Origin of the sequence: Micromonospora sp. NPDC049230 (assembly GCF_040647875.1) — a bacterium.
GTDB lineage: Bacteria > Actinomycetota > Actinomycetes > Mycobacteriales > Micromonosporaceae > Micromonospora.
Genome location: NZ_JBEZCZ010000014.1, coordinates 108125 through 133304, shown reverse-complemented (window position 1 = coordinate 133304; position 25180 = coordinate 108125). Strand labels below are relative to the sequence as shown.

At 72.6% G+C, this 25180-nt stretch carries 22 protein-coding genes and 2 pseudogenes; all 24 read left to right on the top strand.

The genetic code is table 11. The features are described 5' to 3' along the window. Positions 1-331 precede the first annotated feature (331 nt). On the top strand, positions 332-763 hold the full coding sequence (gene mraZ, locus AB0A95_RS15170) for a division/cell wall cluster transcriptional repressor MraZ (protein ID WP_357069529.1): 432 nt from the start codon (positions 332-334) through the stop codon (positions 761-763). Positions 764-969: 206 nt separating this feature from the next. Continuing rightward, positions 970-2079, top strand: a pseudogene (rsmH, locus tag AB0A95_RS15165) (16S rRNA (cytosine(1402)-N(4))-methyltransferase RsmH). Further along, positions 2069-2674 (top strand): hypothetical protein, encoded by a 606-nt coding sequence (locus AB0A95_RS15160; RefSeq protein WP_357556323.1) that lies wholly within the window; start codon positions 2069-2071, stop codon positions 2672-2674. Before rsmH ends, AB0A95_RS15160 begins: the two are co-directional and overlap by 11 nt. A 3-nt stretch (positions 2675-2677) precedes the next feature. Next, the gene (locus tag AB0A95_RS15155; RefSeq protein ID WP_357556322.1) at positions 2678-4885 is read left to right on the top strand and encodes a penicillin-binding protein 2; all 2208 of its coding nucleotides are present in this window, start codon (positions 2678-2680) and stop codon (positions 4883-4885) included. Between the two features lie 91 nt (positions 4886-4976). Beyond that, positions 4977-6500, top strand: coding sequence for a UDP-N-acetylmuramoyl-L-alanyl-D-glutamate--2,6-diaminopimelate ligase (locus AB0A95_RS15150; RefSeq protein WP_357556321.1), 1524 nt, complete (start codon positions 4977-4979; stop codon positions 6498-6500). Further along, positions 6497-7894 (top strand): UDP-N-acetylmuramoyl-tripeptide--D-alanyl-D-alanine ligase, encoded by a 1398-nt coding sequence (gene murF / locus AB0A95_RS15145; protein WP_357556320.1) that lies wholly within the window; start codon positions 6497-6499, stop codon positions 7892-7894. Before AB0A95_RS15150 ends, murF begins: the two co-directional genes overlap by 4 nt. Further along, the gene (mraY, locus tag AB0A95_RS15140) at positions 7891-9015 is read left to right on the top strand and encodes a phospho-N-acetylmuramoyl-pentapeptide-transferase (protein WP_357069539.1); all 1125 of its coding nucleotides are present in this window, start codon (positions 7891-7893) and stop codon (positions 9013-9015) included. The genes murF and mraY overlap by 4 nt, the downstream gene beginning before the upstream one ends. A gap of 501 nt (positions 9016-9516) precedes the next feature. Beyond that, positions 9517-10959, top strand: a complete 1443-nt coding sequence (locus tag AB0A95_RS15135; RefSeq protein ID WP_357556337.1) for a putative peptidoglycan glycosyltransferase FtsW — start codon at positions 9517-9519, stop codon at positions 10957-10959. Continuing rightward, complete coding sequence (murG, locus tag AB0A95_RS15130) at positions 10959-12065, top strand: undecaprenyldiphospho-muramoylpentapeptide beta-N-acetylglucosaminyltransferase (RefSeq protein ID WP_357556319.1); 1107 nt, start codon at positions 10959-10961, stop codon at positions 12063-12065. The genes AB0A95_RS15135 and murG overlap by 1 nt, the downstream gene beginning before the upstream one ends. Then, positions 12062-13627, top strand: coding sequence for a UDP-N-acetylmuramate--L-alanine ligase (gene murC / locus AB0A95_RS15125; RefSeq protein WP_357556318.1), 1566 nt, complete (start codon positions 12062-12064; stop codon positions 13625-13627). The genes murG and murC overlap by 4 nt, the downstream gene beginning before the upstream one ends. After that, positions 13624-14442, top strand: coding sequence for an FtsQ-type POTRA domain-containing protein (locus AB0A95_RS15120; RefSeq protein ID WP_357556317.1), 819 nt, complete (start codon positions 13624-13626; stop codon positions 14440-14442). Before murC ends, AB0A95_RS15120 begins: the two co-directional genes overlap by 4 nt. Positions 14443-14687: 245 nt before the next feature. After that, on the top strand, positions 14688-15803 hold the full coding sequence (gene ftsZ, locus AB0A95_RS15115; protein WP_357556316.1) for a cell division protein FtsZ: 1116 nt from the start codon (positions 14688-14690) through the stop codon (positions 15801-15803). Positions 15804-15812: 9 nt separating this feature from the next. Next, on the top strand, positions 15813-16556 hold the full coding sequence (locus AB0A95_RS15110; protein WP_357556315.1) for a YggS family pyridoxal phosphate-dependent enzyme: 744 nt from the start codon (positions 15813-15815) through the stop codon (positions 16554-16556). 191 nt (positions 16557-16747) lie between these two features. Next, complete coding sequence (locus AB0A95_RS15105) at positions 16748-17440, top strand: cell division protein SepF (RefSeq protein ID WP_357556314.1); 693 nt, start codon at positions 16748-16750, stop codon at positions 17438-17440. A gap of 31 nt (positions 17441-17471) precedes the next feature. Next, positions 17472-17777 (top strand): YggT family protein, encoded by a 306-nt coding sequence (locus AB0A95_RS15100; RefSeq protein ID WP_124778504.1) that lies wholly within the window; start codon positions 17472-17474, stop codon positions 17775-17777. Between the two features lie 44 nt (positions 17778-17821). Further along, positions 17822-18631 carry a DivIVA domain-containing protein gene (locus AB0A95_RS15095; protein WP_124820047.1) on the top strand — a complete coding sequence of 270 codons (810 nt, stop codon included), beginning with the start codon at positions 17822-17824 and terminating at the stop codon, positions 18629-18631. 80 nt (positions 18632-18711) lie between these two features. Continuing rightward, positions 18712-19371, top strand: a complete 660-nt coding sequence (locus AB0A95_RS15090) for a hypothetical protein (protein ID WP_357556313.1) — start codon at positions 18712-18714, stop codon at positions 19369-19371. A 10-nt stretch (positions 19372-19381) separates the two neighbouring features. Further along, complete coding sequence (locus AB0A95_RS15085) at positions 19382-19687, top strand: DUF167 domain-containing protein (protein ID WP_357556312.1); 306 nt, start codon at positions 19382-19384, stop codon at positions 19685-19687. Positions 19688-19709: 22 nt separating this feature from the next. Continuing rightward, on the top strand, positions 19710-21209 hold the full coding sequence (locus AB0A95_RS15080) for a potassium/proton antiporter (protein WP_357556311.1): 1500 nt from the start codon (positions 19710-19712) through the stop codon (positions 21207-21209). Between the two features lie 228 nt (positions 21210-21437). Beyond that, a complete protein-coding gene (locus AB0A95_RS15075; protein WP_357069561.1) occupies positions 21438-21857 on the top strand; it encodes a TraR/DksA C4-type zinc finger protein in 420 nt (139 codons plus the stop codon). A gap of 65 nt (positions 21858-21922) precedes the next feature. Further along, positions 21923-22537 (top strand): signal peptidase II, encoded by a 615-nt coding sequence (gene lspA, locus AB0A95_RS15070; protein WP_357556310.1) that lies wholly within the window; start codon positions 21923-21925, stop codon positions 22535-22537. Continuing rightward, on the top strand, positions 22534-23478 hold the full coding sequence (locus tag AB0A95_RS15065) for an RluA family pseudouridine synthase (RefSeq protein WP_357408483.1): 945 nt from the start codon (positions 22534-22536) through the stop codon (positions 23476-23478). The genes lspA and AB0A95_RS15065 overlap by 4 nt, the downstream gene beginning before the upstream one ends. 42 nt (positions 23479-23520) lie before the next feature. Then, the gene (locus tag AB0A95_RS15060) at positions 23521-24549 is read left to right on the top strand and encodes a hypothetical protein (RefSeq protein ID WP_357556309.1); all 1029 of its coding nucleotides are present in this window, start codon (positions 23521-23523) and stop codon (positions 24547-24549) included. 74 nt (positions 24550-24623) lie between these two features. Next, a pseudogene (locus AB0A95_RS15055) lies at positions 24624-25180 on the top strand (ATPase); the annotation flags it as partial.

The following is a 25180-nucleotide window of genomic DNA, read 5'->3' as shown; positions in this document are numbered from 1 at the left end:
GTTACCGGACCGCCCGCCCCACCAGATCGCCGCCGACGGTGAACCGTTCGGCCGTGGTGGCGGCGCGGGCGGCCGGGAGGGAGTCCACCGGACGGAGTCGATCTATGTCGGAAAGCGGACCACGCCGGTGGGCGGCTGCGGCCCTCCACTCCGCTCCACCCCCGTTGACGTGCTGTTTTGCCCTCGGGTTGGACACGCCACGCGGGCGAATCTGGTTGCAGGTGGAGGGAAGTGGAGTAGAGTGGGGACCAATGGTGAGGCCGGGAGGGCTCACCGGCCCGGGGGGTCAGCGGCGCCGCGAACGCCGCTCAGGGGCGAGGGGGTAGGGCCGGTGTTTCTCGGCACCCACACTCCACGCCTTGACGAAAAGGGCCGGTTGATCCTTCCGGCCAAGTTTCGGGATGAGCTGGCGGGGGGTGTCGTGGTCACCAAAGGGCAGGAGCGCTGCCTCTACGTCTTCCCGACCCCTGAGTTCCAGCGGATCGCCGACCAGTTGCGCGCGCAGCCGATGACACACAAGGCGGCCCGGGCCTACAGCCGGGTCTTCTTCGCCAGCGCGCACGACGAGGTTCCGGACAAGCAGGGGCGGGTGACAATTCCGGCCCACCTGCGGGCGTACGCCGCGCTGGAACGCGAGTTGGTGGTCATCGGCGCGAGCACCCGGGTGGAGATCTGGGACAGGGCCGCCTGGGAGACCTATCTCGCCGAGAGCGAAGACGACTTCGCCGACATCTCGGAGGGGGTGCTGCCCGGCGGTCTGTAGGGCGGAACGGCGCCCCGACGTACTGCGAGATCTCCAGCCGCTTTCGAGTTCCTGGCACCCCTTCCCCGGTGCCAGGCGCACGATCCAGTCATCGGGCGACGGTCCGGTGTCCGGCGGGAGCGGATGGGGATCTGGCGGTACGACGGCAGCGCCGTCCGACGACAGGCGCACGAGGAGAACGGACGTTTCAACCAGTGGGGGTCATCATGGGGGAGTTGCGCGGCACGCACGTGCCGGTGCTGCTCGAGCGGTGTCTTGAGCTGCTGGCCCCCGCGCTGGGTCGAGGCGGCCGGACGGTTCACGTCGACGCGACGCTCGGCCTGGCCGGGCACGCGGAGGCGGTGCTCGAGGCGCACCCGGAGACGGTCCTGATCGGCCTGGACCGGGACACCGAGGCGCTCGCTCACGCGCGGGTCCGGCTGGCCCGGTTCGCCGATCGGGTGCACCTGGAGCACGCCGTCTACGACGAGTTGCCCGACGTGTTGGACCGGCTGGGCTATCCGGGCATCGACGGCATCCTGTTCGACCTGGGTGTCTCGTCGTTGCAGTTGGACGCGCCCGACCGCGGGTTCGCGTACGCCCAGGACGCGCCACTGGACATGCGGATGGACCAGACCCGGGGGGTGACCGCCGAAGAGGTGGTCAACACCTACGCGCATCCGGACCTGGCCCGGGTGTTGCGGGTCTACGGCGAGGAGAAGTTCGCCGGCCGGATCGCCTCGGCGATCCTGCGGGAGCGGGAACGCGGCCGGATCACCTCGTCCGCGCGGTTGGCGGAGCTGGTCCGGGAGTCCATTCCGGCAGCAGCCCGACGAACGGGCGGACACCCGGCAAAGAGAACGTTTCAGGCTTTACGGATCGAGGTAAACAGAGAGCTGGCGGCGCTGGAGTCAGCGCTGCCATCCGCACTCGACGCACTGACCGTGGGCGGTCGCATGGTGGTCCTGTCCTACCACTCGTTGGAGGACCGGCTCACCAAGGTGGCGCTCGCGGACCGGGTCCGCAGCAAGGGCCCGGTCGACCTCCCGGTCGAGCTTCCCGGGTCCGGTCCGACGTTCCGGCTGCTCAGCCGGGGCGCCGAACTGCCCACGGAGGCGGAGGTCGCCGCGAACCCGCGGGCCGCCTCGGTGCGGCTGCGGGCCGCGGAAAGACTCGACCCGAACGCGACTGAGCTAGGGCGGACCGACCGCGAACGGTCTCGCCGACGGGTGAAGGGAATGCACCAACCGGGCACGGGGTCCGCCTGATCCGTGGGGGGTCAGGGGCACCGGGACGGCAGAGGGACGGACGTTGAGGGGGAGGGACATGAGCATTGACAAGCGCGACCGCCGGGACGTCACCGGCGGCGGGCAGCGCGCACCGCGGTCGGGGGGCCGGACCGCGGCGGAGCGGGCTCCGCGCCTCGGAAACGGTACGCCACGCATCGATCGAGTGAATCGGCAGGGGGAGACTCGCGCCCGGGGGGCGCGCGAGTTCCCCACCCAGGGCACCGCCGCACTGCGACCGGTCGAGAAGGCCGGCAAGGTCAGCGGCGCCCGGCCGCCTCGGCTGCGGGTGGCGCCGCCACCGCCGGTGTCGGTGCCGCGTGCGCCGTTCGCGGCGCTGATCGTGGTGCTGGTGGTCGGTGGGGTGCTGGGCATCCTGGCGGTCAACACCAAGATCAATGAGAACGCGTTCCGGTTGGAGCGGTTGCAGCAGCAGCAGGCTCGACTGGACCTGGAGAAGCAGCAGCTGGACAAGCAGATCGCCGAGTCCGAGGCACCGGGCAACCTGATCGCCGAGGCGCGGCGGCTGGGCCTGGTGGACGCCGGTGAGCCGGGCTACATCCGGCTGCCGGACGGCAAGACCATCGGCGTGCCGCAGCCGGCGAGTGGTAAGCCGTCGGTGACCAGCCAGGGTGCGGGAGGCTGAACCGTGCCACGACGGTCGGACGAGCCGCGCCGGGACCCCACGGGGACCCGGCGCGGTTCTTCGCGTGACGCCACCCCCGCCGACTCCGAGCCGCGCACCGGTGAGCCGGGCATCGGGGGCATCTCCGGGGCCCGCGCGTACACACCGCGGGGCCGCACCGTCCGCGACGAACGCGGCACACCACCGCGCGGTGTGGGCGCCGAGCAACGGCGTACCCCGCGCAGCACCCGCTCCGGCGACCCGTTCCGGCCGGCGTTGCAGGTGCTCGACGGTGGCCGGGCCGCCGCCCGGGCCGGCCGGCGCGACGCCCCGGCCGCCGGACGCGGCGGGGTGGTGCGCACCGTCGCGCCGCGTACCCCGCGTGGTCCGGGTGTCGACGAGCCGCCGCCGCGCCGACGGACCACGCCGCGCGCGCCACGCCGCGCCGACCGCCCGGCGGCCCGGCGGCCGTCGCGCAAGCCACCACGCCCGCCGAAGCTTGCCGACTCGCGGCTGCGGCTGCGGCTGGGCACCGCGCTGGCCCTGACGTTGTTCGTGACCATCGGGATCCGGCTGATCTTCCTTCAGGCGGTCGACGCCCCGGCGTACGCCGGCGGCGGCGTCGCCGACCGCACCATCAAGGTCGAACTGCCGGCGCCGCGGGGTGCGATCTACGACACCACCGGCGCCCCGCTGGCCCGCAGCGTCGAGGCACGGTACGTGTTCGCCGACCCGACCGAGGTGAAGGACCCGGCGGCCACCGCGAAGGCGCTCTCCCCGCTGCTCGGCATCCCGGCGTCGAAGCTCGTCACGCTGATGAAGCCGCGCAAGCTGGAGAACGGCAACCTCTCCAAATTCGCCTACCTGGCCCGGGGGGTGGAGATCCCGACCGCGAAGCGGGTGCAGGCGCTGGAACTGCGCGGCATCGGGGTGCACCGCGACGAGCGCCGCGAGGTGCCCGGTGGTGACCTGGCCGCCAACCTGATCGGCTTCACCAGCCAGGACATGGTGGGGCTGGAGGGGCTGGAGGCCCGCTACAACGACGTGCTCGCCGGGCAGGACGGCCAGCGGCGATACGAGGCCGGCCTCGGTGACCTCGGCGCGCCGATCCCGGGTGGCTTCAGCCAGACCACTCCCGCCAAGCCGGGCAGCTCACTGGGCCTCACCATCGACGGCGACCTGCAGTTCCGGACGCAGCAGATCCTCAGCGAGGGCATGGCCAAGCAGCGCGGTGGCACCGGCGCGGCCGTGATCATGGAAATCCCCTCCGGCGCGGTGCTGGCCCAGGCCAGCGATCCCACCTACAGCGCGGCGAAGCCGGCGGACAGCGACCCGGTCGAGCGGGAGGACGCGGCGACCAGCTTCATCGTCGATCCCGGCTCGATCCACAAGGCGATCACCTACGGCGCGGCCCTCCAGGAGGGGGTGATCACGCCGGACACCACACTGCCCATCGCCAACAGCATCAAGATGGGCGACACCTGGTTCTCCGACACGCACCCGGCCGGCGGCAAGCGGATGAGCATCCCGGGGATGCTCGCCTACTCGTCGAACGTCGGCGCCATCACCGTCGCCGACAAACTCGGCCGGGACCGTCTGATCGACTACCAGAAGCGGTTCGGGCTGGGTCGGCCCACCGGCGAGGGCATGCCGGGGGAGGCCACCGGGCGGCTGCTGCCGGCCGAGGAGTGGAGCGGGTCGTCGTACGGGTCGGTGCCGATCGGGCACAGCGTCGACGCCACCCCGCTACAGATGACCGCCGCGTACGCCGCCATCGCCAACAACGGCACCTACGTGCAGCCGCACCTGGTCAAGGAGGTGATCGGCCCGAACGGCAAGCGCACCCCCGCGCCGGCGCCGGTGACCCGGTCGGTGCTCAGCCCGCAGAACGCGGCGGCCCTGCGCACCATGCTGGAGGCGGTCACCACGGTCGAGGACGCCACCGGGACCACCGCCGCGGTCCCCGGCTACCGGGTGGCCGGCAAGACCGGCACCGGCTGGCGGTTGGTGAACGGCAAGAAGCAGCGCGGCGAGGTGTCCTCCTTCATCGGCATGGCTCCCGCCGACAACCCCCGGTACGTGATCGCGGTCTTCGTGTACGCGCCCGACGGTGGGGGCGCGGCGATCGCCAATCCGGCGTTTCGCGACATGATGCAGTTCACCCTGCGTCACTATCGGGTGCCGCCGTCCACCGGTGGTTCGGCACCCAAGTTCGTGGTCTATCCGCGCTGAGCAGCGGCGGCGGGACATCATCGGTGGGTGCCGACGAACCACCGGGGCGGCTGTACGGCCGGAACCGGACGACCGGGTAGGGTCTGACGCCGTGCCTGGCAATCCACGTCCACGTACCGTGACCGGAGTCCGGCTCGGTGATCTCGCCGTCCGGCTCGCCGTCGACCTCCCGGCGGACGCCGCGGCGGTGACAGTCACCGGGGCCACCCACGCCAGCCAGGAGGTCCGCCCCGGCGACCTGTACGCGGCGCTGCCCGGTGCGCGCCGGCACGGCGCGGAGTTCGCCGCCGGCGCCGCCGAGGCTGGGGCGGTGGCCCTGTTGACCGACCCGGCCGGCGCCGAGCTGGCGGCGGCGAGCGGTCTGCCCGCCCTGGTGGTGCCCGATCCCCGCGCGGTGCTCGGCGAGCTGGCCTCGGCGGTCTACGGCGACCCGACCGCCGCGCTCACCGTGATCGGCGTGACCGGCACCGCCGGAAAGACCTCCACCGCGTACCTGGTCGAGTCGGGGCTGCGGGCCGCCGGGCACACCACCGGGCTGATCGGCACCGTGGAGACCCGGCTCGGTGACCTGGTGATCGACAGCGTGCGCACCACTCCCGAGGCGACCGACCTGCACGCCATGCTGGCCACCGCCCGGGAGCGCGGGGTCACCGCGGTGGTCATGGAGGTCTCCAGCCACGCGCTGGCGATGGGCCGGGTGGGTGGTGTCCGGTTCGCCGTGGGCGGCTACACCAACTTCGGCTCCGACCACCTGGACTTCCACGCCGACAGCGACGACTACTTCGCCGCGAAGGCCCAGCTCTTCGACGGGCGGTGCGCGGTCGAGGTGCTCAACCACGACGACCCGGCGTTGCTGCCGCTGCACAAGCCGGCCACCGTCACCTACTCGGCGGCCGGTGACCAGGGCGCGACCTGGTGGGCCGACGGGGTGGGTGGCGAGGGGTACGCCCAGCGGTTCACCGCCCACGGCCCGGACGGCGTGGTCCTGTCCGCCGGCGTGGCGCTGCCCGGCCGGCACAACGTGGCAAACGCGCTGTTGGCCATCGCCGCCCTGGTGGGCGCCGGGGTGGACCCGGCGACCGCGGCGACCGGCGTGGCGGCCTGTGGTGGCGTGCCCGGCCGGTTGGAGCTTGTCGACAGTGTCGGGCCGGTGCGCGGGGTGGTCGACTACGCGCACAAGTCGGACGCGATAGTGGCAGCGCTGGCCGCGCTCCGTGAGCTGAGCGTCGGCCGGTTGATCTGCGTGATCGGCGCCGGCGGCGACCGGGACCGGGGCAAGCGGCCGGTGATGGGTGCCGCCGCCGCGGAGGGAGCCGACGTGGTGCTGGTGACCGACGACAACCCCCGTACCGAGGACCCGGCGGAGATCCGCGCCGAGGTGCTCGCCGGGGCGTACCGGGCCGGCACTGCCGCCCGGATCATCGAGGTGTCCGGCCGGCGTGCCGCGATCGACGAGGCGGTGCGGTTGGCCGAACCGGGCGACGTGATAGCGCTGCTCGGCAAGGGGCACGAACGAGGCCAAGAGGTGGCGGGCGAGGTGCTTCCGTTCGACGACAACACGGAGCTGGCCGATGCGCTGCGGGCCCGCTTCGGGGACCTGGCGGGTCAGCGGTGATCGCGCTGAGCCTGGCCGAGGTGGCCGAGGCGGTCGACGGGCGGCTGGTGGGCGCCGACCCGACCGCCACCGTCACCGGTTCGGTGGAGTTCGACTCGCGCAAGGTGGGGCCCGGTTCGCTCTTCGTGGCCTTCCCGGGGGAGAAGGTCGACGGGCACGACTACGCGGCCACGGCGGTCCGGGCCGGGGCGGTGGCGGTGCTCGGCAGCCGCGAGGTGCCCGGGGTGCCGATGGTGCTTGTCGACGACGCCCTGACCGCGATGGGCCGGCTGGCTCGCGCCGCGGTGGACCGGCTGCCCGGGTTGACAGTGGTCGGCGTGACCGGCTCGTCGGGCAAGACCACCACGAAGGACCTGATCGGTCAGCTCACCACCCGGCTCGGGGCCACTGTTGCGCCGCCCGGGTCGTTCAACAACGAGCTCGGGCACCCGTACACCGCGTTGCGGGCCGGGCCGGACACCCGCTACCTGGTGATGGAGAAGGGCGCGCGCGGGATCGGGCACGTCCGTTACCTGTGTGAGCTGGTGCCGCCCCGGATCTCCGTGGTGCTCAACGTCGGCACGTCGCACATCGGCGAGTTCGGCTCGCAGGAGGCCATCGCGCAGGCCAAGGGTGAGCTGGTCGAGGCGCTGCCACCGGACGGGCTGGCCGTGCTGAACGCCGACGACCCGCGGGTGGACGCGATGGCGGGCCGGACGCGGGCCCGGGTGGTCCGCTACGGCGAGGCGCCGGACGCCGACGTGCGCGCCGAGGACGTCACGCTCGACGAGCGGGGGCGCGCGTCGTACACCCTTGTCACCCCGGAGGGGCGCGCGCCGGTGCGGCTCGGGGTGACCGGGCGGCACCAGGTCGGCAACACCCTCGCCGCGGCGGCGGTGGCCCGGGAGTTGGGCATGCCGCTGGCCGAGTTGGCGCCGGCCCTCGGCGAGTTGGGTCTGGTCTCGACCCGCCGGATGGACGTCTTCGACCGCCCCGACGGGGTGACAGTCATCGACGACTCGTACAACGCCAACCCGGCCTCGATGGCGGTGGCGGTGCGGGCGCTGGCCAGCATCGGCCAGGGACGGCGTACCGTCGCGGTGCTTGGTTACATGGCCGAGCTGGGTCCGTTCGAGTACGACGGCCACGCCGAGGTCGGCCGACTCGCGGCCGAGCTGGGCGTCGACCGGCTGCTCGTGGTGGGCGAGCCGGCCGCGCCGATCCACGAAGGCGCGACAGCGGTAGCGAACTGGGGAGGAGAGTCGGTGCTGCTCACCGATCAGGCGGCGGCCGTCGAGGTGCTGCGGGGCGAACTACGACCGGGTGACGTCGTCCTGGTCAAGGGCTCCCGGTACCGGACCTGGGAGGTGGCCGACGCCCTGCGCGCCGGCACCGGCGGGGAGCCGACCCGATGAGGGCGGTCATCGTCGCCATCGGGGTGGCCTTCATCGTCTCGCTGTTCTGCACCCCCATCGCGATCAAGGTGTTCACCCGGCTCAAGGCCGGTCAGCCGATCCGCTCCGACGGCCCGGCCATGCACCAGGGCAAGAAGGGCACGCCCACGATGGGTGGCGTGGTCTTCATCCTGGCCACGGTGATCGCGTACGTGGCCGGGCACCTCGCCCTGACCACCCTGCCGGACCAGCAGATCGCCCAGGTGGAGCCGACCATCACCGCGCTGGTGCTGCTGGGGCTGATGGTCTTCTCCGGCGCTGTGGGTTTCCTCGACGACTTCCTCAAGGTGCGCAAGCGCAACAGCGCCGGTCTGAACAAGCGCGGCAAGCTGCTCGGTCAGATCCTGGTCGGCGCGGTCTTCGGGGTGATCGCGCTGTGGTTCCCGAGCACGATGACCAACGGGTCGGGCGTGGCGACCAACACCGAGACGGTGGGCAGCACGACGCTGAGCTTCATCCGGGACATCGACGCCCTGGAGGTCAGCAAGGTCGGCGCGGTGATCATCTTCATCTTCGTGGTGATGGCCGCGACGAACGGCGTGAACCTCACCGACGGTCTGGACGGTCTGGCCACCGGGGCGTCGGTGATGGTGCTCGCCTCGTACGCGCTCATCGCGTTCTGGCAGTACCGGCACTGGTGCGCCGACCCGAACTACACGCAGCCGTACTGCTACGAGGTCCGCGACCCGTTGGAGATCGCACTGATCGCCGGGGCCGCCGCCGGGGCCTGTGTGGGCTTCCTCTGGTGGAACACGTCGCCGGCGCGGATCTTCATGGGCGACACCGGGGCGTTGGGGCTGGGCGGTCTGATCGCCGGCATGGCGATGTCGACGCGCACCATCCTGCTGCTGCCGATCATCGGTGGGCTCTTCGTGATCATCACGATGTCCGTGGTGATCCAGATCATCTCCTTCAAGACCACAGGTAAACGGGTGTTCCGGATGTCGCCCCTCCAGCACCACTTCGAGCTGGCCGGCTGGAGTGAGGTCAACATCGTGGTGCGCTTCTGGATCATCGCCGGCATCGGGGTGGCCATCGCCCTGGGCCTGTTCTACAGCGAGTTCCTCGCCAACATGACCTGACCGCGCCCCGTGCGGGAGGGCCGCGAGCACTGTGCGCCCGAGCACTGTGCGCCCGCCCGGCGCGAGGATGCTCGGGCCCTCCTTTGCTCTGCACCCGCCCATGCGCCACTTGGAGCCCCGGGTGTCGCTTCGGCGGGTGCAGAGCAAAGGAGGCGGGTCAAGGTGCTGCCTCCGTCTGACGTCGCGGTCCGACATGCCACCAGCGCCCCGCCCTGACGCAACGGCGTCGACCGGCTGCCCGAAGTGACCAAAGGGCATGAGGCGGATGCCCGACACGCCCGGTACGTGGTTGTGGTCCGGTCGGGCGCGCCGAGCGGTGATGATGTGCGGGTGGGGGAGGAACCAGGCACCGAGGACAGGACGGGCCGGCCGCGTCGGTCACCGAGCGCGGCGCGTACCGCGGTGGCGAGCGGTTCTCGCGGGCCGGAGCCCGGCACGGCCGTGGGCGACAAGAGCGCGGTCGTGCGCGAGACGGAGAGCACTGTTTCATCGCCGGCGTCGCTGCGCGGGCTGGACGCGGCCGGCGGGCTCGCCGCGCTGCGCGGCCTGCTGGACCGGCCGCTGGCCTCCTACTACCTGCTGTTGTCCAGCGCCGGCCTGCTGCTGCTGATCGGGCTGACAATGGTCTTCTCGGCGACCAGCGTGAAGGACTTCGCCGAGGACGGCAACGCCTCGGCGTCGGTGACCAAGCAGGCCATCTTCGCGGTGCTGGGCATCGGGGCGTTCTGGGCCTGCCAGCGCCTGCCCGCCAGCACCTACCGGTCGCTGGGCCGGCCGCTGCTGTTCACCTCGATCGCGCTGCTGCTGGTGCTCAACCTGCTGGTGGCCTACGGCCGGCTCACCCGGCAGAATTCGGTCGTGTTCGGGCCGGTCGAGGCCCGGCTGAACTGGCTGTTCGTCGGCGGGATCCAGGTGCAGCCCTCCGAGCTGGCCAAGTTCGCGCTGGTGCTGTGGGGCTCGCATGTCATCGCCCGCAAGGGCGCCGCGCTGGGCTGGTGGCGGGAGTTGGCCACCCCGCTCTTTCCGGTGCTGGGTCTGCTCTTCGTGCTGGTCGGCTACAACGACACGGGCACCATGCTCTGCCTGCTGGCCCTGGTGGTCGGCCTGCTCTGGGCCGCCGGCGTGCGGATGCGGGTCTTCGGCGCCCTGACGGTGGTCGGTCTGCTCGGCGTCGGCCTGCTCGTCGCGGTGGCCTCACTGGGCGCCGGCTCCGGCGAGCGCGGCGCGGACAACTACCGGCTCGCCCGGCTGGACATGTTCTTCAACCCGCCGGACCCGGAAACCTGCAAACTCAACGACTGCCTCCAGTTCTACCAGGGGCGGCTGGCCATCGAGCACGGCGGCTGGTTCGGTGTCGGGCTGGGCAAGGGCAGCCTGAAGTGGGACTGGCTGCCCGAGGCGCACAACGACTTCATCTTCGCGATCATCGCCGAGGAGTTGGGCGTGATCGGGTGTGTCGTCATCCTCAGCCTGTTCGCCGTCCTCGCGTACACCGGGTTGCGGATCGCCCGACGGGTCGACGATCCGTTCCGCCGGCTCGCCGCCGCCGCCGTGACCACCTGGCTGGTCAGCCAGGCCGTGATCAACATCGGTGGGGTGGTCGGGCTGCTGCCGATCACCGGCCTGCCGCTGCCGTTCATCTCCGACGGCGGAAGTGCCCTGGTCGTGACGTTGGCCGCGATCGGCATGCTGGCGTCCTTCGCCCGTGCCGAACCCGATGCGGCCAGAGCACTGCATGCCCGTCCGCCGGCCCGGTGGGTCCGACTACTCTGGGCCCCGTTGCCGCCGCTTCCCGGCCGGCGCCGCCGACCGGCGACGCCGCCGCCGGCTGGCCGAGGGTCCGTGCCCCGGTCCCGCGAGCGGCGCCACGACGACCAGGCCGCGCCGCGCGGGGTCCGCCAGGACCGCAGCCGCGGGGGTACGGCGAGCGAGAGGAGACGCTGATGGGTCCGCTGCGTTCGGTGGTGCTCGCGGGAGGTGGCACCGGGGGGCACATCTACCCGCTGCTCGCCTTCGCCGACTGCCTGCGCCGACACGACCCGGGCGTCCGGATCACCTGCCTCGGCACACCCAAGGGCATGGAGAACGACCTGATTCCGCCGCAGGGCTACGACCTGCGGCAGATCCCCGCGTACCAGCTGCCCCGGTCGGTCAACATGAACCTGGTGCGTACCCCGGGCCGGATGTGGACCGCGGCGCGCGCCGCGGGCAAGGTGATCGACGAGGTGAAGGCCGACGTCGTCGTCGGCTTCGGCGGGTACGTCTCGGTGCCGGCCTACCTCGCCGCCTGGCGCCGGGAGCTGCCCATGGTGATCCACGAGGTGAACGTGCCGCCGGGCGTGGCCAACCGGCTGGGCATGAAGTTCACCAAGAACATCGCCGTCGGCTTCCCGCACCAGCCGAGCCAGGCCGAGTCGCTGCGCGACGCCACGATCGTCGGGGTGCCGCTGCGCCGCAGCATCGCGGGGCTGGACCGGTACGCGCTGCGCAACGCCGCCCGCGCCCACTTCGGGCTCCGCCCCGACCTGCCGGTGCTCTTCGTCTCCGGCGGGTCGTCGGGCGCCCGCTCGATCAACCTGGCGGTCTCCGGGGCGGCCAAGGAGTTGGCCCGCAACGGCGTGCAGGTGCTGCACGTGATGGGCGCGCGCAACGAGCCGGTGCCGATCCCCACCGACCTGCCGGTGCCGTACGTGACGTTGCCCTACCTGTCCGAGATGGAGCTGGGCTACGCCGCCGCCGACCTGATGCTGGCCCGGGGTGGGGCGATGACCGTCGCCGAGGTGGCCGCGATCGGGCAGCCCACGATCTACGTGCCGTACCCGCACAGCAACCAGGAGCAGCGGCGCAACGCGCTGCCCGTGGTGGAGGCCGGCGGTGGGCTGCTCGTCGACGACGCGGAACTCACACCGGACTGGCTGGAGCGCACGGTCATCCCCCTCATCCGCGACCCACAGCGGTTGTACGCGATGGGCGCCGCGGCGGCGGCGTACGGGCGGCGCGACGGCGACGAGGCGCTGCGCTCCTTCGTCATCGCGGCGGTGGCCCGATGACCGCGCAGTTCACCCCGGCCGGCACGCTCACCGCCGAGGACCTGGGCGCCGTCCACCTGATCGGCGTGGGTGGGGTGGGCATGCTCGGCGTGGCCCGACTGCTGCTCACCCGCGGCATCCGGGTTTCCGGCAGCGACCTGCGGGAGTGGCCCTCGCTGGCGGGCCTGCGGGCGCTCGGCGGCACCATCCACCTCAGCCACGAGGCGACGAACCTCGACGGCGTGGACACCGTCGTCTACTCGTCGGCGATCCCACAGGACCACCTGGAGCTGGTCGAGGCACGTCGGCGCGGCCTGCGGGTGCTGCACCGCTCGGAGGCCCTGGCCGCGGCGATGACCGGCCGCCGCGCGGTGGCGGTCGCCGGCACGCACGGCAAGACCACCACCACCTCGATGGTGACGATGGTGCTCCAGCAGGCCGGTGTGGACCCGTCCTTCGTGATCGGCGGGGAGATCTCCGAGGTCGGCTCGGGCGCCCACCACGGCACCGGCGAACACTTCGTGGTCGAGGCGGACGAGAGCGACCGCTCGTTCCTCATCTACCGCCCGTACGTCTCGATCATCACCAACGTCGAGGCCGACCACCTGAACACCTACGGCGACTACGCGACGCTGGAGGCGGCGTTCGTGGAGTTCGCGCGCCTCACCGACCCGGACGGGTTCATCATCACCTGCGCCGACGACCCGGGCGGTCGACGGCTGGCCGAGAGCCTGCGCGCCGAGGGGCGGCGGGTGTTCACCTACGGCGAGGCCGCCGACGCCGACCTGCGGTTGACCGACGTCGTCTCCTCCGCGCGCGGGGTGCGCTACCTGGCCGCGATCGACGGGCGGTCGCTCGGCGAGTTCCGGTTGCCGGTGCCGGGGCGGCACATGGGGCTGAACAGCGCCGCCGCGGTGCTGACCGCGTACCTGCTGAAACTGCCCCTGGAGGCGGCGGAGGCCGCGCTGGCGGTCTTCCCCGGCGTGCGACGGCGCTTCGAGCGCAAGGGCGTCGCGGACGGCGTGTTGGTCTACGACGAGTACGCCTACCACCCGACCTCGATGACCCTCGCCATGCAGACGCTGCGCGAGGTCGCCGGGGACGGCCGGCTGATCGTCGTCTTCCAGCCGTACCGGCTGTACCGCACCCGCGACAACCAGGCCGAGATCGCCGATGCGCTGGCCCTCGCCGACGAGGTGGTGCTGCTGGAGGTCTTCGGGCCGGGCGAGTTGCGCCAGCCCGGCGAGGGCTCGGCGGCGCTGATCGCGGCGGTGGGGTTGCCCGCCGACCGCAAGGTCTTCGTCGAGTCGTGGGAGCAGGCACCCGTCGAGGTGGCCCGCCGGGCCCGCTCGGGGGACGTGGTGGTCACCATGGGCGCCCCGCCGATCTCGCTGATGGGCGACGAGCTGCTGGCCGCCCTGGGTGACCGTGCGGCCGGTCCCGCACCGACCGCGACAGTCGATCCGGTGGCCACGTCCCCGGCGATCGGCGATCCGGTGCCGGGAGGGGCCACGGCCGGCGGCGACGGAGCGGCTCTCGGTGGCACCGCCGCACCCGGCGGCGCGGCGCCCCTGGCCGGATGAGTCCCGGCCCGGCCCGAGGGCGGACCCGCGCCGCCGACGGTGGCGCCCCGCGCCGTGGCCCGGCGCGGCGGTGGCAGCTGGTCCGGGCGGGCCGCGACGCGGTACCGCCCTCGACCCGTCGGTTCATGGCTCGTGCGCGGCAGCGTCGCATGCGTGCGGCACTGCCGTGGGCGGTGGGCGCCGGGGCGCTCGCGCTGGCCGGGCTCGTCGCCTGGACGGTGCTCGGCACCGGGCTGTTCGGGGTCCGGGAGGTGCGTGTGGAGGGTGCCGACCTGGTCACCCCGGTGCAGGTGCACGACGCGGTCGCGGTGCCGGACGGCGTGCCGCTGGCCCGGGTGGATCTGGCTGCCGCCGCCCGCCGGGTGGGCACGCTGCCGGCGGTGGAGCGGGCCACTGTCTCCCGGGACTGGCCCGACGCGCTCGTGGTGCGGGTGACCGAGCGGACCCCGGTGGCCGCGGTGCCGCAGGGGGAGGCGTTCGCCCTGATCGACAGCAGCGGGGTGGCGTTCCGGACGGTGGACCGACGCCCCGCCGAGCTGCCGCAGGTGACGGTGATCCGGCCGGCCGCCGACGACCCGGGCACCCGGGCCGCGCTGGAGGTCCTCACCGCGCTGACCCCGCGGCTGCGTGCCGAGTTGGTGGACGTCCGGGTGGAGGGGTTGGCTCGGATCAGCCTGCGGTTGAAGGGGAATCGGACGGTGGTCTGGGGGGACGCGACGCGGGGTACGGACAAGGCCCGGGTGGCCACCGCCCTGTTGGGCGAGGACGCCGCGCGGATCGACGTGAGCGCGCCGGACGTGGTGACCTTCCGCTGACCGGAGAGCGGCGTGGAGGGTGAGCCGTCGCTCTCGGCCCGGCGACACGCCGGGCGGGTCCTTGGCTCATCGCGCGGTGGCGCTTACGTTGCCCCGAAGAGGTTCAGTGGTTGACATAACTGTAAGCCTCTAGTAGAGGGTGAGGGTTCACCCCTGACTCTCGCTGGTGACAGCTGTCGTCGGCCGCTGGTCTGGCCACGCCGTACCCGGTCGGCCGAAGCCAATCTCGAAGGAAAGGACCGGAGATGACACCTCCGCACAACTACCTGGCGGTCATCAAGGTCGTCGGCATCGGCGGAGGCGGCGTCAACGCCGTCAACCGGATGATCGAGGTTGGGCTCAAGGGCGTCGAGTTCATCGCGATCAACACAGATGCCCAGGCGCTGCTGATGAGTGACGCCGACGTCAAGCTCGACGTCGGCCGGGAGCTGACCCGTGGCCTGGGGGCCGGGGCCAACCCGGACGTCGGCAAGAACGCCGCCGAGGACCACCGCGACGAGATCGAGGAGGTGCTCAAGGGCGCCGACATGGTCTTCGTGACCTGCGGTGAGGGTGGCGGCACCGGCACCGGCGGTGCGCCGGTGGTCGCCAACATCGCCCGCAAGCTCGGCGCGCTGACCATCGGCGTGGTGACCCGGCCGTTCTCCTTCGAGGGCAAGCGCCGCCAGGTGCAGGCCGAGACGGGAATAGACGAGCTGCGCAACCAGTGCGACACGCTGATCGTGATCCCGAACGACCGGCTGCTGGCCCTGGGCGACCGCAACATCAGCATGATGGACGCGTTCCGCACGGCGGACCAGGTGCTGCTCTCCGGTGTGCAGGGCATCACCGACCTGATCACCACCCCGGGTCTGATCAACCTGGACTTCGCCGACGTCAAGAGCGTGATGAGCGGCGCCGGCAGCGCGTTGATGGGCATCGGCAGTGCCCGCGGGGAGAACCGCGCGGTCGAGGCGGCCGAGGCGGCCATCTCCAGCCCGCTGCTGGAGCAGAGCATGGACGGCGCGCGGGGCGTGCTGCTCTCCATCGCCGGCGGCTCCGACCTGGGCCTGTTCGAGATCAACGACGCCGCCCAACTGGTCACCGACGCGGCTCACCCGGACGCCAACATCATCTTCGGGGCGGTCATCGACGACGCGCTCGGCGACGAGGTGCGGGTGACCGTCATCGCGGCCGGCTTCGACGGTGGCACTCCGGCGTACAAGGCTGCCGAGCCGACCCGCAAGACCAACACCAACCAGCCGGCCCCGCAGAGCACCCCGGTGCCGCCGCCGGTCAGCAACCCGGCGCCGGCCCAGTCGCCGCGCCGCGTGCTCTTCGACGACGTGGACGTCCCCGACTTCCTCAAGAACGGGTCCTGAGCACCGCCGATGACCGACAGCTCAGCCACGCTACGACCGGACCGGCACGCCGAACTGGCGGCCGGACTGGCCCAGATCCGGTCCCGCATCGCCGACGCCTGCGCGCAGGCCGGTCGGGACCGCGCCGAGGTCACGATGATCGCCGTGACGAAGACCTACCCGGCCAGCGACGTGGTGGCGCTGGCCGGGCTCGGGGTGACCGACGTGGGGGAAAACCGCGACCAGGAGGCGGCCGGTAAGGCCGCCGAGGTGGCCGCCGCCGGGGTACGTCCCCGCTGGCACTTCATCGGCCAGTTGCAGCGCAACAAGGCCCGCTCGGTGGTCCGCTACGCCGACGCGGTGCAGTCGGTGGACAGCGTCCGGCTGGCCCGGGCGTTGGCGGCCGCGACAGTCGACCGGGAGGTGCCACTGGACGCCATGGTCCAGGTGAGCATCGACGGCGACGCGGCCCGGGGCGGTGCGCTGCCCGGCTCGGCCGATCCGGGCGCCGGGCTGGAGCCGGTGGCCGAGGCGGTCGCCGACGCGCCGGGTCTGCGTCTGGTCGGTCTGATGGCGGTGGCTCCGCTCGGATGGGAGCCGGAGCGCGCCTTCGCCCGACTCGCCGAGGTGGCCGCCGCCTTTCGGACGGTCCATCCGGGAGCCACCGGGCTGTCCGCGGGGATGAGCGGGGATTTCGACGTCGCGATCCGATACGGCGCGACACATGTACGCGTCGGTAGCGCGTTGCTCGGAATGCGTCCCACGCTGCGGTAGCCTGACCGCGAGACATGCAAATTACATCAGTGTTGTTTTCAGGAGAGCGGGGCTCCTGGTCGGGGTCGGGCACGCGACGCGAATCGCGTGCTGGGGGGATTGCGGTTCCGGTCCGATGGGCATGGTTGTCCACTCGCGACGGGCGACATGGCACGGGGGCGCGTGCCGCACGGCGGACGGAAGGGCGCGGGATGGGTGCACTGCGCAAGGCGGGGGTCTGGCTCGGTCTGGTCGAAGAAGACGACGAGCGGGCCTACGACGACGGTGGTTACGACAAGGGTGGCTACCGCGACTCGCGGTACCGGCAGAGCCGGTACGCCGAGGAGTTCGCCGACGAGGACGAGGACGACACCGAGGAGCCACCGGCTCCCCGGCCGCGCGCCACTGAGCGGGGTCGACTCTCCGAGCGGACGAGCGGGCGGTTGAGCGAGTCCGAGCGTGGTGACGGCGAGCGTGCGGAGCGGGTCGAGCGGTCCAGCGTACGGTCGATCACCCGGTCGTCGGCGGGCGAGACCTCCGGCGCGCTGTCGTACCACACCCGCGACAACCTGGCCCTCGCGCCGCAGGTCGCGCCGCGGGAACGCGCCCTTCCCGAGGAGGAGCAGCGCTACCAGATCACCACGCTGCACCCGACCACCTACCGGGAGGCGCGCACGATCGGCGAGCACTTCCGCGACGGCGTCCCGGTGATCATCAATCTCACCGAGATGGATGAGGCCGACGCCCGCCGTCTGGTTGACTTCGCGGCCGGTCTGGCGTTCGGCCTGCGCGGTACGATCGAGCGCGTGACCAATCGGGTGTTCCTGCTCTCACCGGCTAACGTCCAGGTCACCGCTGAGGACAAGGCCAAGATCGCTGAGGGCGGCTTTTTCAGTTTGAGTTGACCCCCGCCCGACCCGAGGGACGTCGCTGACCGTGTTGTCGATCTTACTGCAAGTGCTGTATCTGATCCTTTATGTCTTCCTGCTTCTTCTTCTGTCCCGGTTCGTGTTGAGCGCCGTCCTGCAGTACGGCCGTCGCTGGCAACCGGGGCGTGGCGCATCGGCAGGATTGGAATCCGTGTGGAGCGTCACTGATCCCCCTCTCAACGCGTTGAGGCGTGTGATCCCTCCGCTGCGAATTGGTACCGTGAGCATCGACCTGGCCTCCCTTGTGCTCCTGGTTATCCTGTTCGTGCTGATGGAGTTCGTGTTAGGGCCGTCGATCACGGCATCTGCCTGATGACCGACGCGCTTTCGCGGCCGCAACTGACCCGAGGAGTTTCGATGCCGCTGACCCCGGCCGACGTCCACAACGTCGCCTTCAAAAAGCCGCCGATCGGCAAGCGGGGGTATGACGAGGAGGAGGTCGACGCCTTCCTGGACGAGGTCGAGCGCGAGCTCGCCCGTCTCATCGAGGAAAACAACGAGCTGCGCGCCCAGGTGGAGCGCGGCGGCCGTGGCGGCGCCCCCGCCGGCCCCGGCGGCGACGCCCGACTGGCGGCGGAGCTCAACGACGTCAAGGCCCAACTGGACCGCGTGCAGCGCGACAAGTCGGCGGCCGAGCAGGCCGCCCGCGCGATGCAGGCCGAGCTGGAGCAGGTCCGCGCGACCGGCGGCCCGGCCGGCGGCGTCACCGGTGACGGTGAGCAGCAGGCCCTGCGCGTGCTGATGATGGCCCAGCGCACCGCCGACGACCACGTGTCCGACGCGCGCCGCGAGGCCGACCAGCTGCTGTCCGAGGCCCGCGGCAAGGCCGAGGAGGTGACCCGCGAGGCTCGCGCGAAGGCCGACGCCCTGGAGCGGGACGCCCGCCAGCGGCACCAGGAGGCCATGGGCGGCCTGGACGCCAAGCGCACGGCCCTGCAAAAGCACATCGAGGAGCTCAAGCAGTTCGAGCGTGAGTACCGCACGCGGCTCAAGGCGTACCTGGAGAGCCAGCTGCGCGACCTCGACGGTCGTGGCCAGGGCCTGGAGGCCGAGATGACCCGCTCCGAGGCAGGCCGGGTCGCCGGCGGCAACGGGCTGGCCGCTGCGGGTCTCGCCGGTTCGTACGGCGGCGGCGGGCGTTCCGGCGCCCTCGAAGCCGGACGCTGAGCGCCGGCCGGCGATCGCCTACCGCCAATGGTGACGGTCGCCGGCCCTGTCTGGACGGTACGACGCGGCGGGGGTGAGCCGTGATAGTGGCAAGTCTCCTGCTCATCCTCGTCGCGGTGGTGCTCCTGGTGCTCGGTCTGGCCGGTGGCTCCAGCTTTATGTTGATCATCTCTATCGCGGCCAGTCTGCTGGCCGCCGTGGCGTTGGTGGTGGGCGCCCGCCAGGCAGCCGCCAACCGCGCCACGGCGGATCCCGGCCGGCGGCACCCCGACGCGCCCCGCACGGCCAGCCAGGCCACCCCGGGTGTCGCGTACGGGCCGCCGCTGGTCGAGCCGGAAGTGCCGGTCCAGCACGTGCCCACGACGGCGGCGACCGACGGCACCGGGTGGCGGCAACCACCCGCGCCGCCGGTCGACGACGCGTCCCCTGCGGCCGGGCCGGTCAGCCCGGCGTCGTCGGTGGCGACGCCGACCGACGACGAGCTGGGCGACGGCGCCCCGGCCACCGACGAGCCGGCCGAGCAGTTGGTCACCCCCGCCGAGGCGGCCCGGGTGGCGCGACTGTCCGACGCCGTCCAGGTGGTGGACGGCCACCCCCGCTACCACCTCGCCAACTGCCCGCATCTGGTGGGCTTGGTGCCCGAGACGCTGCCGGTCGCCGAGGCCGCCGAGCTCGGCTTCACCCCGTGCGCCTCCTGCGCGCCGGCCACCGCCCTGCTCGCCGACGTCCGGCCGACCTGAAGCGGTGCCGGTGCCCGCACAGGACACGCTCACCGTGGCGGTACGGGTGAAGCCCGCCGCCTCCGCCGACCGGGTGGGTGGCCGCTTCGACGGTCCGCACGGTCCCGCCCTCGTGATCGCGGTGCACGATCCGGCCGTCGACGGTCGGGCGACCGAGGCGGCCCGCCGGGCCCTGGCGGCTGCCCTGGGTGTCCGGCGGTCCGCGGTCACCCTGCGCCTCGGCGCGGCCAGTCGGGACAAGCTCTTCCTCGTCGACCGGCCCAGCCCCGAGCTTCCCGAGGTGCTGCGCCGACTGCGCGACGGATCCGTCGAGTGAGGAACGTCCAGGCCGGGCAGCCGTGACGCCCGGGTTTGATGTCGCGCTGCTGCTGGGTGCGGCCGTGCTGCTGGTGGCCGTCGGCGCGGTACGCCTCTCCACCCGGCTGGGTGTGCCCAGCCTGTTGGTCTACCTGGCGCTGGGCGTGGCGATCGGCGAGAGCGGGCTGGGCATCCGCTTCGACGACGTCGAGTTGACCCGTACCCTCGGCTTCTGCGCGCTGATCGTGATCATCGCGGAGGGTGGTCTGACCGCCCGGTGGACCACGTTGCGTCCGGTGCTCGGGCTGGCGTCCGCGCTCTCCACACTCGGCGTGGTCGTGAGCATCGTGGTGGTCGGCATCGCCGTGCACCTGTTGCTGGGGCTGGACTGGCGGTTGGCGCTGCTCTACGGCGCGGTGCTCTCGTCCACCGACGCGGCGGCCGTCTTCGCCACCCTGCGCCGGCTGCGGCTGCCGCCCCGGCTGGTGGCGACGCTCGAGGCCGAGTCGGGCATGAACGACGCCCCGGTCGTGCTGCTGGTGGTGCTGCTGTCGCACCAGGGCCTGTCGCACCCGTGGTGGTACGAGGTCGGGCTGGTCTGTTACGAGTTGGGTGTCGGCGCGGCGGTCGGGGTTGGTGCGGGCGTCGCCGGCACGTGGGCGCTGCGCCGGGCCGCGCTGCCCTCGGCCGGGCTCTATCCGATCGCCGCGGTGGGCATCACCGTCCTGGCGTACGCCGCGGGGGCGGTGTTGCACGCCTCCGGGTTCCTCGCCGTCTACGTGGCCGGGGTGCTGCTGGGCAACGCCCGGTTGTCCCACCGGCAGGCGATCCTGGGCTTCGCCGACGGGCTGGCGTGGCTCGCCCAGATCGGGTTGTTCGTGTTGCTCGGTCTGCTGGTCTCGCCGGGCCGGCTGGACGCGGCGGTGCTGCCGGCGGTGGTCGCGGGGCTGGCCCTGGTGCTGCTGGCCCGCCCGCTGTCGGTGGCCGTCTCGGCGCTGCCGTTCCGGGTCGGCCTCCGCGAACAGGCGTTCCTGTCCTGGGCGGGGCTGCGCGGGGCGGTGCCGATCGTGCTGGCCACCATTCCGCTCTCCGAGCGGGTGCCCGGGGCGGAACGTCTCTTCGACGTGGTCTTCGTGCTGGTGGTGATCTTCACGCTGGTGCAGACCGGCACACTCGGGCCGTTCGCCCGCCGGCTGCGGGTGACCGCGCCGGCCGAGGCCACCGAGATCCACCTGGAGACCGCGCCACTGGAGCGGATGCGGGCGGACCTGCTGCAGTTGGAGGTGCCGCCGGGCTCGCGGTTGGCGGGCGTGCACGTCGACGAGTTGCGACTCCCGCTGGGCGCGTCGGTCACCCTGGTGCTGCGCGACGGGGTGGGCTTCGTGCCCACGCCGGGCACCCGGTTGAAGACCGGCGACAGTCTGCTGATCGTGGCGACCGCAGGGGTGCGCGACGCCGCCGAACGGCGGCTGCGGGCGGTCAGCCGGCGGGGTCGCCTGGCCCGATGGTTTGGCGAGTACGGGGATGAGGCGGTCGGTTGACCTGCTAGCGTTCCCTTTGCCCTAGTTAGGCAGGGCTAGGGGTAGTTGAGCGGTGCGACGGTGCGGCACGTTGTCGGACGCCTGTACGTTCCGTATTCTTGCCAACCTCCGGAGTGCGCGGCCAACGCTGCCGTGTGCCCCTTTTCGTCCAATTCTAGGGGACGCCGTGGTTGGCGCCCCCTGACCAGGCGCCGCGGACACGCGGCTCCCCGGCCGAGGGAGCGACCCATGGCGAAGCCAGCCGACACCAGGACCGCCGGGCGCAAGCCGGTGGCGAAGGCCACCCGCAGCACGGCGGAGACCGAGAAGATCCGGGCGGCGCTGGCGGCGCGACGGGACGAGCTTCGCGCCGAGTACGATCAGACGCTGAGCGAGATCACCGAGCTGCAGCGCGATCGGCTGACCGACTCGGCCGGGGACGACCAGGCCGACACGGGCACCAAGACGCTCGAGCGGGAGCAGGAGATCTCTCTCGCCAACAGCATCCTGGAACGAACCACACAGGTCGAGCGCGCTCTGGAGCGTCTCGACGAGGGTGGTTACGGCTGGTGCGAGCGGTGCGGCAACCCGATCCCGGTCGAGCGCCTCGCCGCCTTCCCGTCGGCCACCCAGTGTGTGACGTGCAAGCAGCTGGAGGAGCGGCGCTGAGGTCCGTTCCCCGGCGGCGATGAGACGGTGAGCGATCACCGCCGAGACACCTCGATGGGGAGCGCATGACCGCAGCACCGTCCGCCGAACCCGGCAGCACCGACCCGGGCGGCGGCACACGCCGTTCCCGGGCCGTCGCGATCCTCGCCGGAGTCGCACTGGTGGCCCTGCTGGCCGACCTGGTCACCAAGCACCTCGCGCTTGCCGCGTTGACCGACCGGGAACCGGTCCGGCTGCTCGGCGGGGCCGTCTACCTGAGTCTGACCCGCAACAGTGGTGCCGCCTGGAGCATCGGCGCCGACCACACCTGGGTCTTTCCGCTGATCACCATCGGTGTGGTCGGCTGGATCGTCTGGATGGCCCTGCGGCTGCGCTCACTGCCCTGGGCGATCTGCCTCGGCCTGGTGTTGGGCGGCGCGCTGGGCAACCTCGTCGACCGGATCTTCCGGGCCCCCGCGCCCTTCCACGGCCACGTGGTCGACATGATCAGCCTGTTCGACCCGTACGGCCAGGTCTGGCCGGTGTTCAACCTGGCCGACAGCTCGCTGGTCTGCGGTGTGCTGCTGGCCGTGCTGCTGGAGCTGACCGGCCGTCAGCGTGACGGCGGGCGGGCCGGCCGCGACGGCGACCCGACAGAGACGGACGCCGTGCCGGGCGCCGACCAGCGGGAGCGGGCATGACCTCCGCGTTCGCCGCTGGCGGCGACCACCGTTCCCTCCCCGTCCCGGACGGCCTCGACGGGATGCGCCTGGACCAGGCGGTGTCCCGACTGTTCGGGCTCTCCCGCACCGCCGCCGCGGCCCTTGTCGACGCCGGGGACGCGCTTGTCGACGGCACCTCCCGGGCCAACTCGCACAAGGTCAAGGCCGGCTCCTGGCTGGAGGTGACGCTGCCCGCCCCTGTCGCACCCCCGACCGTGGTGCCGCAGGCGGTGCCCGGCCTGCGGGTGGTCTACGCCGACGACGACATCGTGGTGGTGGACAAGCCGGTGGGTGTCGCCGCACATCCCAGCCCCGGATGGACCGGCCCGACGGTGATCGGCGCGCTCGCCGCGATCGGGCACCGCATCTCCACCAGTGGCGCCGCCGAACGGCAGGGCGTGGTGCACCGACTCGACGTGGGCACCACCGGGATCATGGTGGTGGCCAAGAGCGAGCAGGCGTACACGGCGTTGAAGCGGGCCTTCAAGTACCGCGAGGTGGACAAGGGCTACCACGCGGTGGTGCAGGGTCACCTGGACCCGCTGCGCGGCACCGTCGACGCGCCGATCGACAGGCACCCCACCCACGACTACCGCTGGGCGGTGGTCTCCGGCGGCAAGCCGAGCATCACCCACTACGACACGCTGGAGGCGTTCCCGGCGGCCAGCCTGGTCGACGTCCGACTGGAGACCGGCCGGACCCACCAGATCCGGGTGCACTTCTCCACCATGCGGCACCCGTGCGTGGGTGACCTGACCTACGGTGCCGATCCCACCCTCTCGGCCCGTCTCGGCCTGGCCCGACAGTGGCTGCACGCCCGCGAACTGAGCTTCCTGCACCCCCGAACGGGGGACGAGGTCCGGTTCGTCAGCGACTACCCTGACGATCTGGACCGCGCGCTCCAGATCCTGCGTGACTGAGCGGCGACCGCCCGACACCGATCCGACGAGGGGATCCCGCCCGTGCGCGCCGGCAACCTGCTGCGGCAGCTGGACCAGCGGTTGCTGCCGCCGCTGACCCGGGCCGTGGCTCGGCTGGGTGACCGGTCGGCGCGGTCCGGGGTGCTCACCTGGGCGGCCGCGTTGTCCGCGGCGGCGGTGCTGGGGACCGCGCTCTGGGCCGCCGACGAGACTCCGGTCGGCGACCGGACGGTGGGCGAGGTGACCCGGGTCGGCGTCTCCGACGGCGACTCCGTGCCCGGATACCTGCGTTCCGCCGCCGCCGACCTGGCCGCGCTGTCCGAGTCGACAGCGGCCGCCGAGGACGGGACCTACGCGCTTGTCACGCTCGTCGCGTACCTGCCGCCGCAGCGCCTGGCGACGGTGCTCGGCGACGTGCCGGTCTCGGCGGTCTTCGGGCGGGTCCCGCTGCCCGGGCGACAGACCGAGATCGTCAGGATTCCCGCGCTGCGGCTGCCGGACGACGTGGTCGCCGGGATGGACCAGGTGGCGGCCCGCAAGGACACCGAAGCCGCCGACTACCGGGCCCGGGCCGCCGCGGTCGACGGCGAGGGTGTGGACCAGCAAGAGCTGCGGGCCCGTTACGCCAGCGGCGCCGAGGTGGCGACCGCCGAGGCGGCCGCGTACCGCACCGGCTGCGCCTGCGTCTACGCGGCGGTGGTCCGCGCGGCACCCGTGGTGTTGCGGGTCATGGCGGCCCGCCCGGACGTGCGGGCGGTCGACCCCGCCCCCGAGGTGTACCGGTTGGACCGCACTGTCTTCCTGCCGCCCCTGCCCGAGCAGCGGGACGTGGTACGCCCGCCGGCCGACACCGGCCCGAGCGCCGAGCCGACTCCGCCGGGGCGGTCCGAGCCGGCACCGGACCCACCGGCGCCCTCGGCGTCGATGGGCGAATCGTCGGAACCCGCACCGGTCGTGACGACCCCGTTACCCACGCCGGCGTCGGCGGAAGCCACCGAGACAGCGCCGCCGGGCGTCACCACCTCGCCGGACACCACCGCCGTCGACCCGCCGACGCCCACCTCGTCGTGATCTGCGTCGGCTGGTGTGCGTTCTGAGGTGTGGTCCGAATAGGGTTTGCTTCGTAGCCTGTCAGACGGAGATCGATGGCGCTGGGAGGGCGGGCCGTGGAGGGCAGTGAGACCGGCTGGGGCCGGCCGGCCGAACCAGCGCCGCGGTGGCGCGCGTTGTTGGACCGCGCCCGGCTGGGCGGTCGCGGCGCGGAGCAGACCGAGCCGGAGCGGCGGGCCGACGAGACGCCGCCGGACCCGCTGCCACGACGCGCGGCCCCGAACGGGTACGCCGGGCGGGCACCCGCCGTCGGGCATCCGGCCGAGTTGTCGTACGGCGCGGACCCCGCCTACCGGGCCGAGGGGACCTACCGCGTCGACCCCGCCTACCGGGCCGAGCCGGCGTACCGGTCGGATCCCGGCTACGGGGCCGAGCCGGCGTACCGGTCGGAACCGGCGTACCGGGCCGAGCCCGCGTACCGGGCCGAGCCGGCCTATCGCGTCGAGCCGGACTACCGGGCCGAGCCGGGCTACCGCGCTGAGCCGGACTACCGGGCGGAGCCGGGCTACCGCGCTGAGCCGGACTACCGGGCGGAGCCGGGCTACCGCGCTGAGCCGGACTACCGGGCGGAGCCGGGCTACCGCGCTGAGCC

What these genes read in the sequence shown, in the direction of transcription:
- AB0A95_RS15160 (WP_357556323.1), top strand. Translation starts at nt 2,069, where the DNA reads ATGAGCATTGACAAGCGCGACCGCCGGGACGTCACCGGCGGCGGGCAG.
- ftsZ (WP_357556316.1), top strand. Translation starts at nt 14,688, where the DNA reads ATGACACCTCCGCACAACTACCTGGCGGTCATCAAGGTCGTCGGCATC.
- murG (WP_357556319.1), top strand. Translation starts at nt 10,959, where the DNA reads ATGGGTCCGCTGCGTTCGGTGGTGCTCGCGGGAGGTGGCACCGGGGGG.
- AB0A95_RS15075 (WP_357069561.1), top strand. Translation starts at nt 21,438, where the DNA reads ATGGCGAAGCCAGCCGACACCAGGACCGCCGGGCGCAAGCCGGTGGCG.
- lspA (WP_357556310.1), top strand. Translation starts at nt 21,923, where the DNA reads ATGACCGCAGCACCGTCCGCCGAACCCGGCAGCACCGACCCGGGCGGC.
- AB0A95_RS15065 (WP_357408483.1), top strand. Translation starts at nt 22,534, where the DNA reads ATGACCTCCGCGTTCGCCGCTGGCGGCGACCACCGTTCCCTCCCCGTC.
- AB0A95_RS15105 (WP_357556314.1), top strand. Translation starts at nt 16,748, where the DNA reads ATGGGTGCACTGCGCAAGGCGGGGGTCTGGCTCGGTCTGGTCGAAGAA.
- AB0A95_RS15110 (WP_357556315.1), top strand. Translation starts at nt 15,813, where the DNA reads ATGACCGACAGCTCAGCCACGCTACGACCGGACCGGCACGCCGAACTG.
- mraY (WP_357069539.1), top strand. Translation starts at nt 7,891, where the DNA reads ATGAGGGCGGTCATCGTCGCCATCGGGGTGGCCTTCATCGTCTCGCTG.
- AB0A95_RS15120 (WP_357556317.1), top strand. Translation starts at nt 13,624, where the DNA reads ATGAGTCCCGGCCCGGCCCGAGGGCGGACCCGCGCCGCCGACGGTGGC.
- AB0A95_RS15095 (WP_124820047.1), top strand. Translation starts at nt 17,822, where the DNA reads ATGCCGCTGACCCCGGCCGACGTCCACAACGTCGCCTTCAAAAAGCCG.
- murC (WP_357556318.1), top strand. Translation starts at nt 12,062, where the DNA reads ATGACCGCGCAGTTCACCCCGGCCGGCACGCTCACCGCCGAGGACCTG.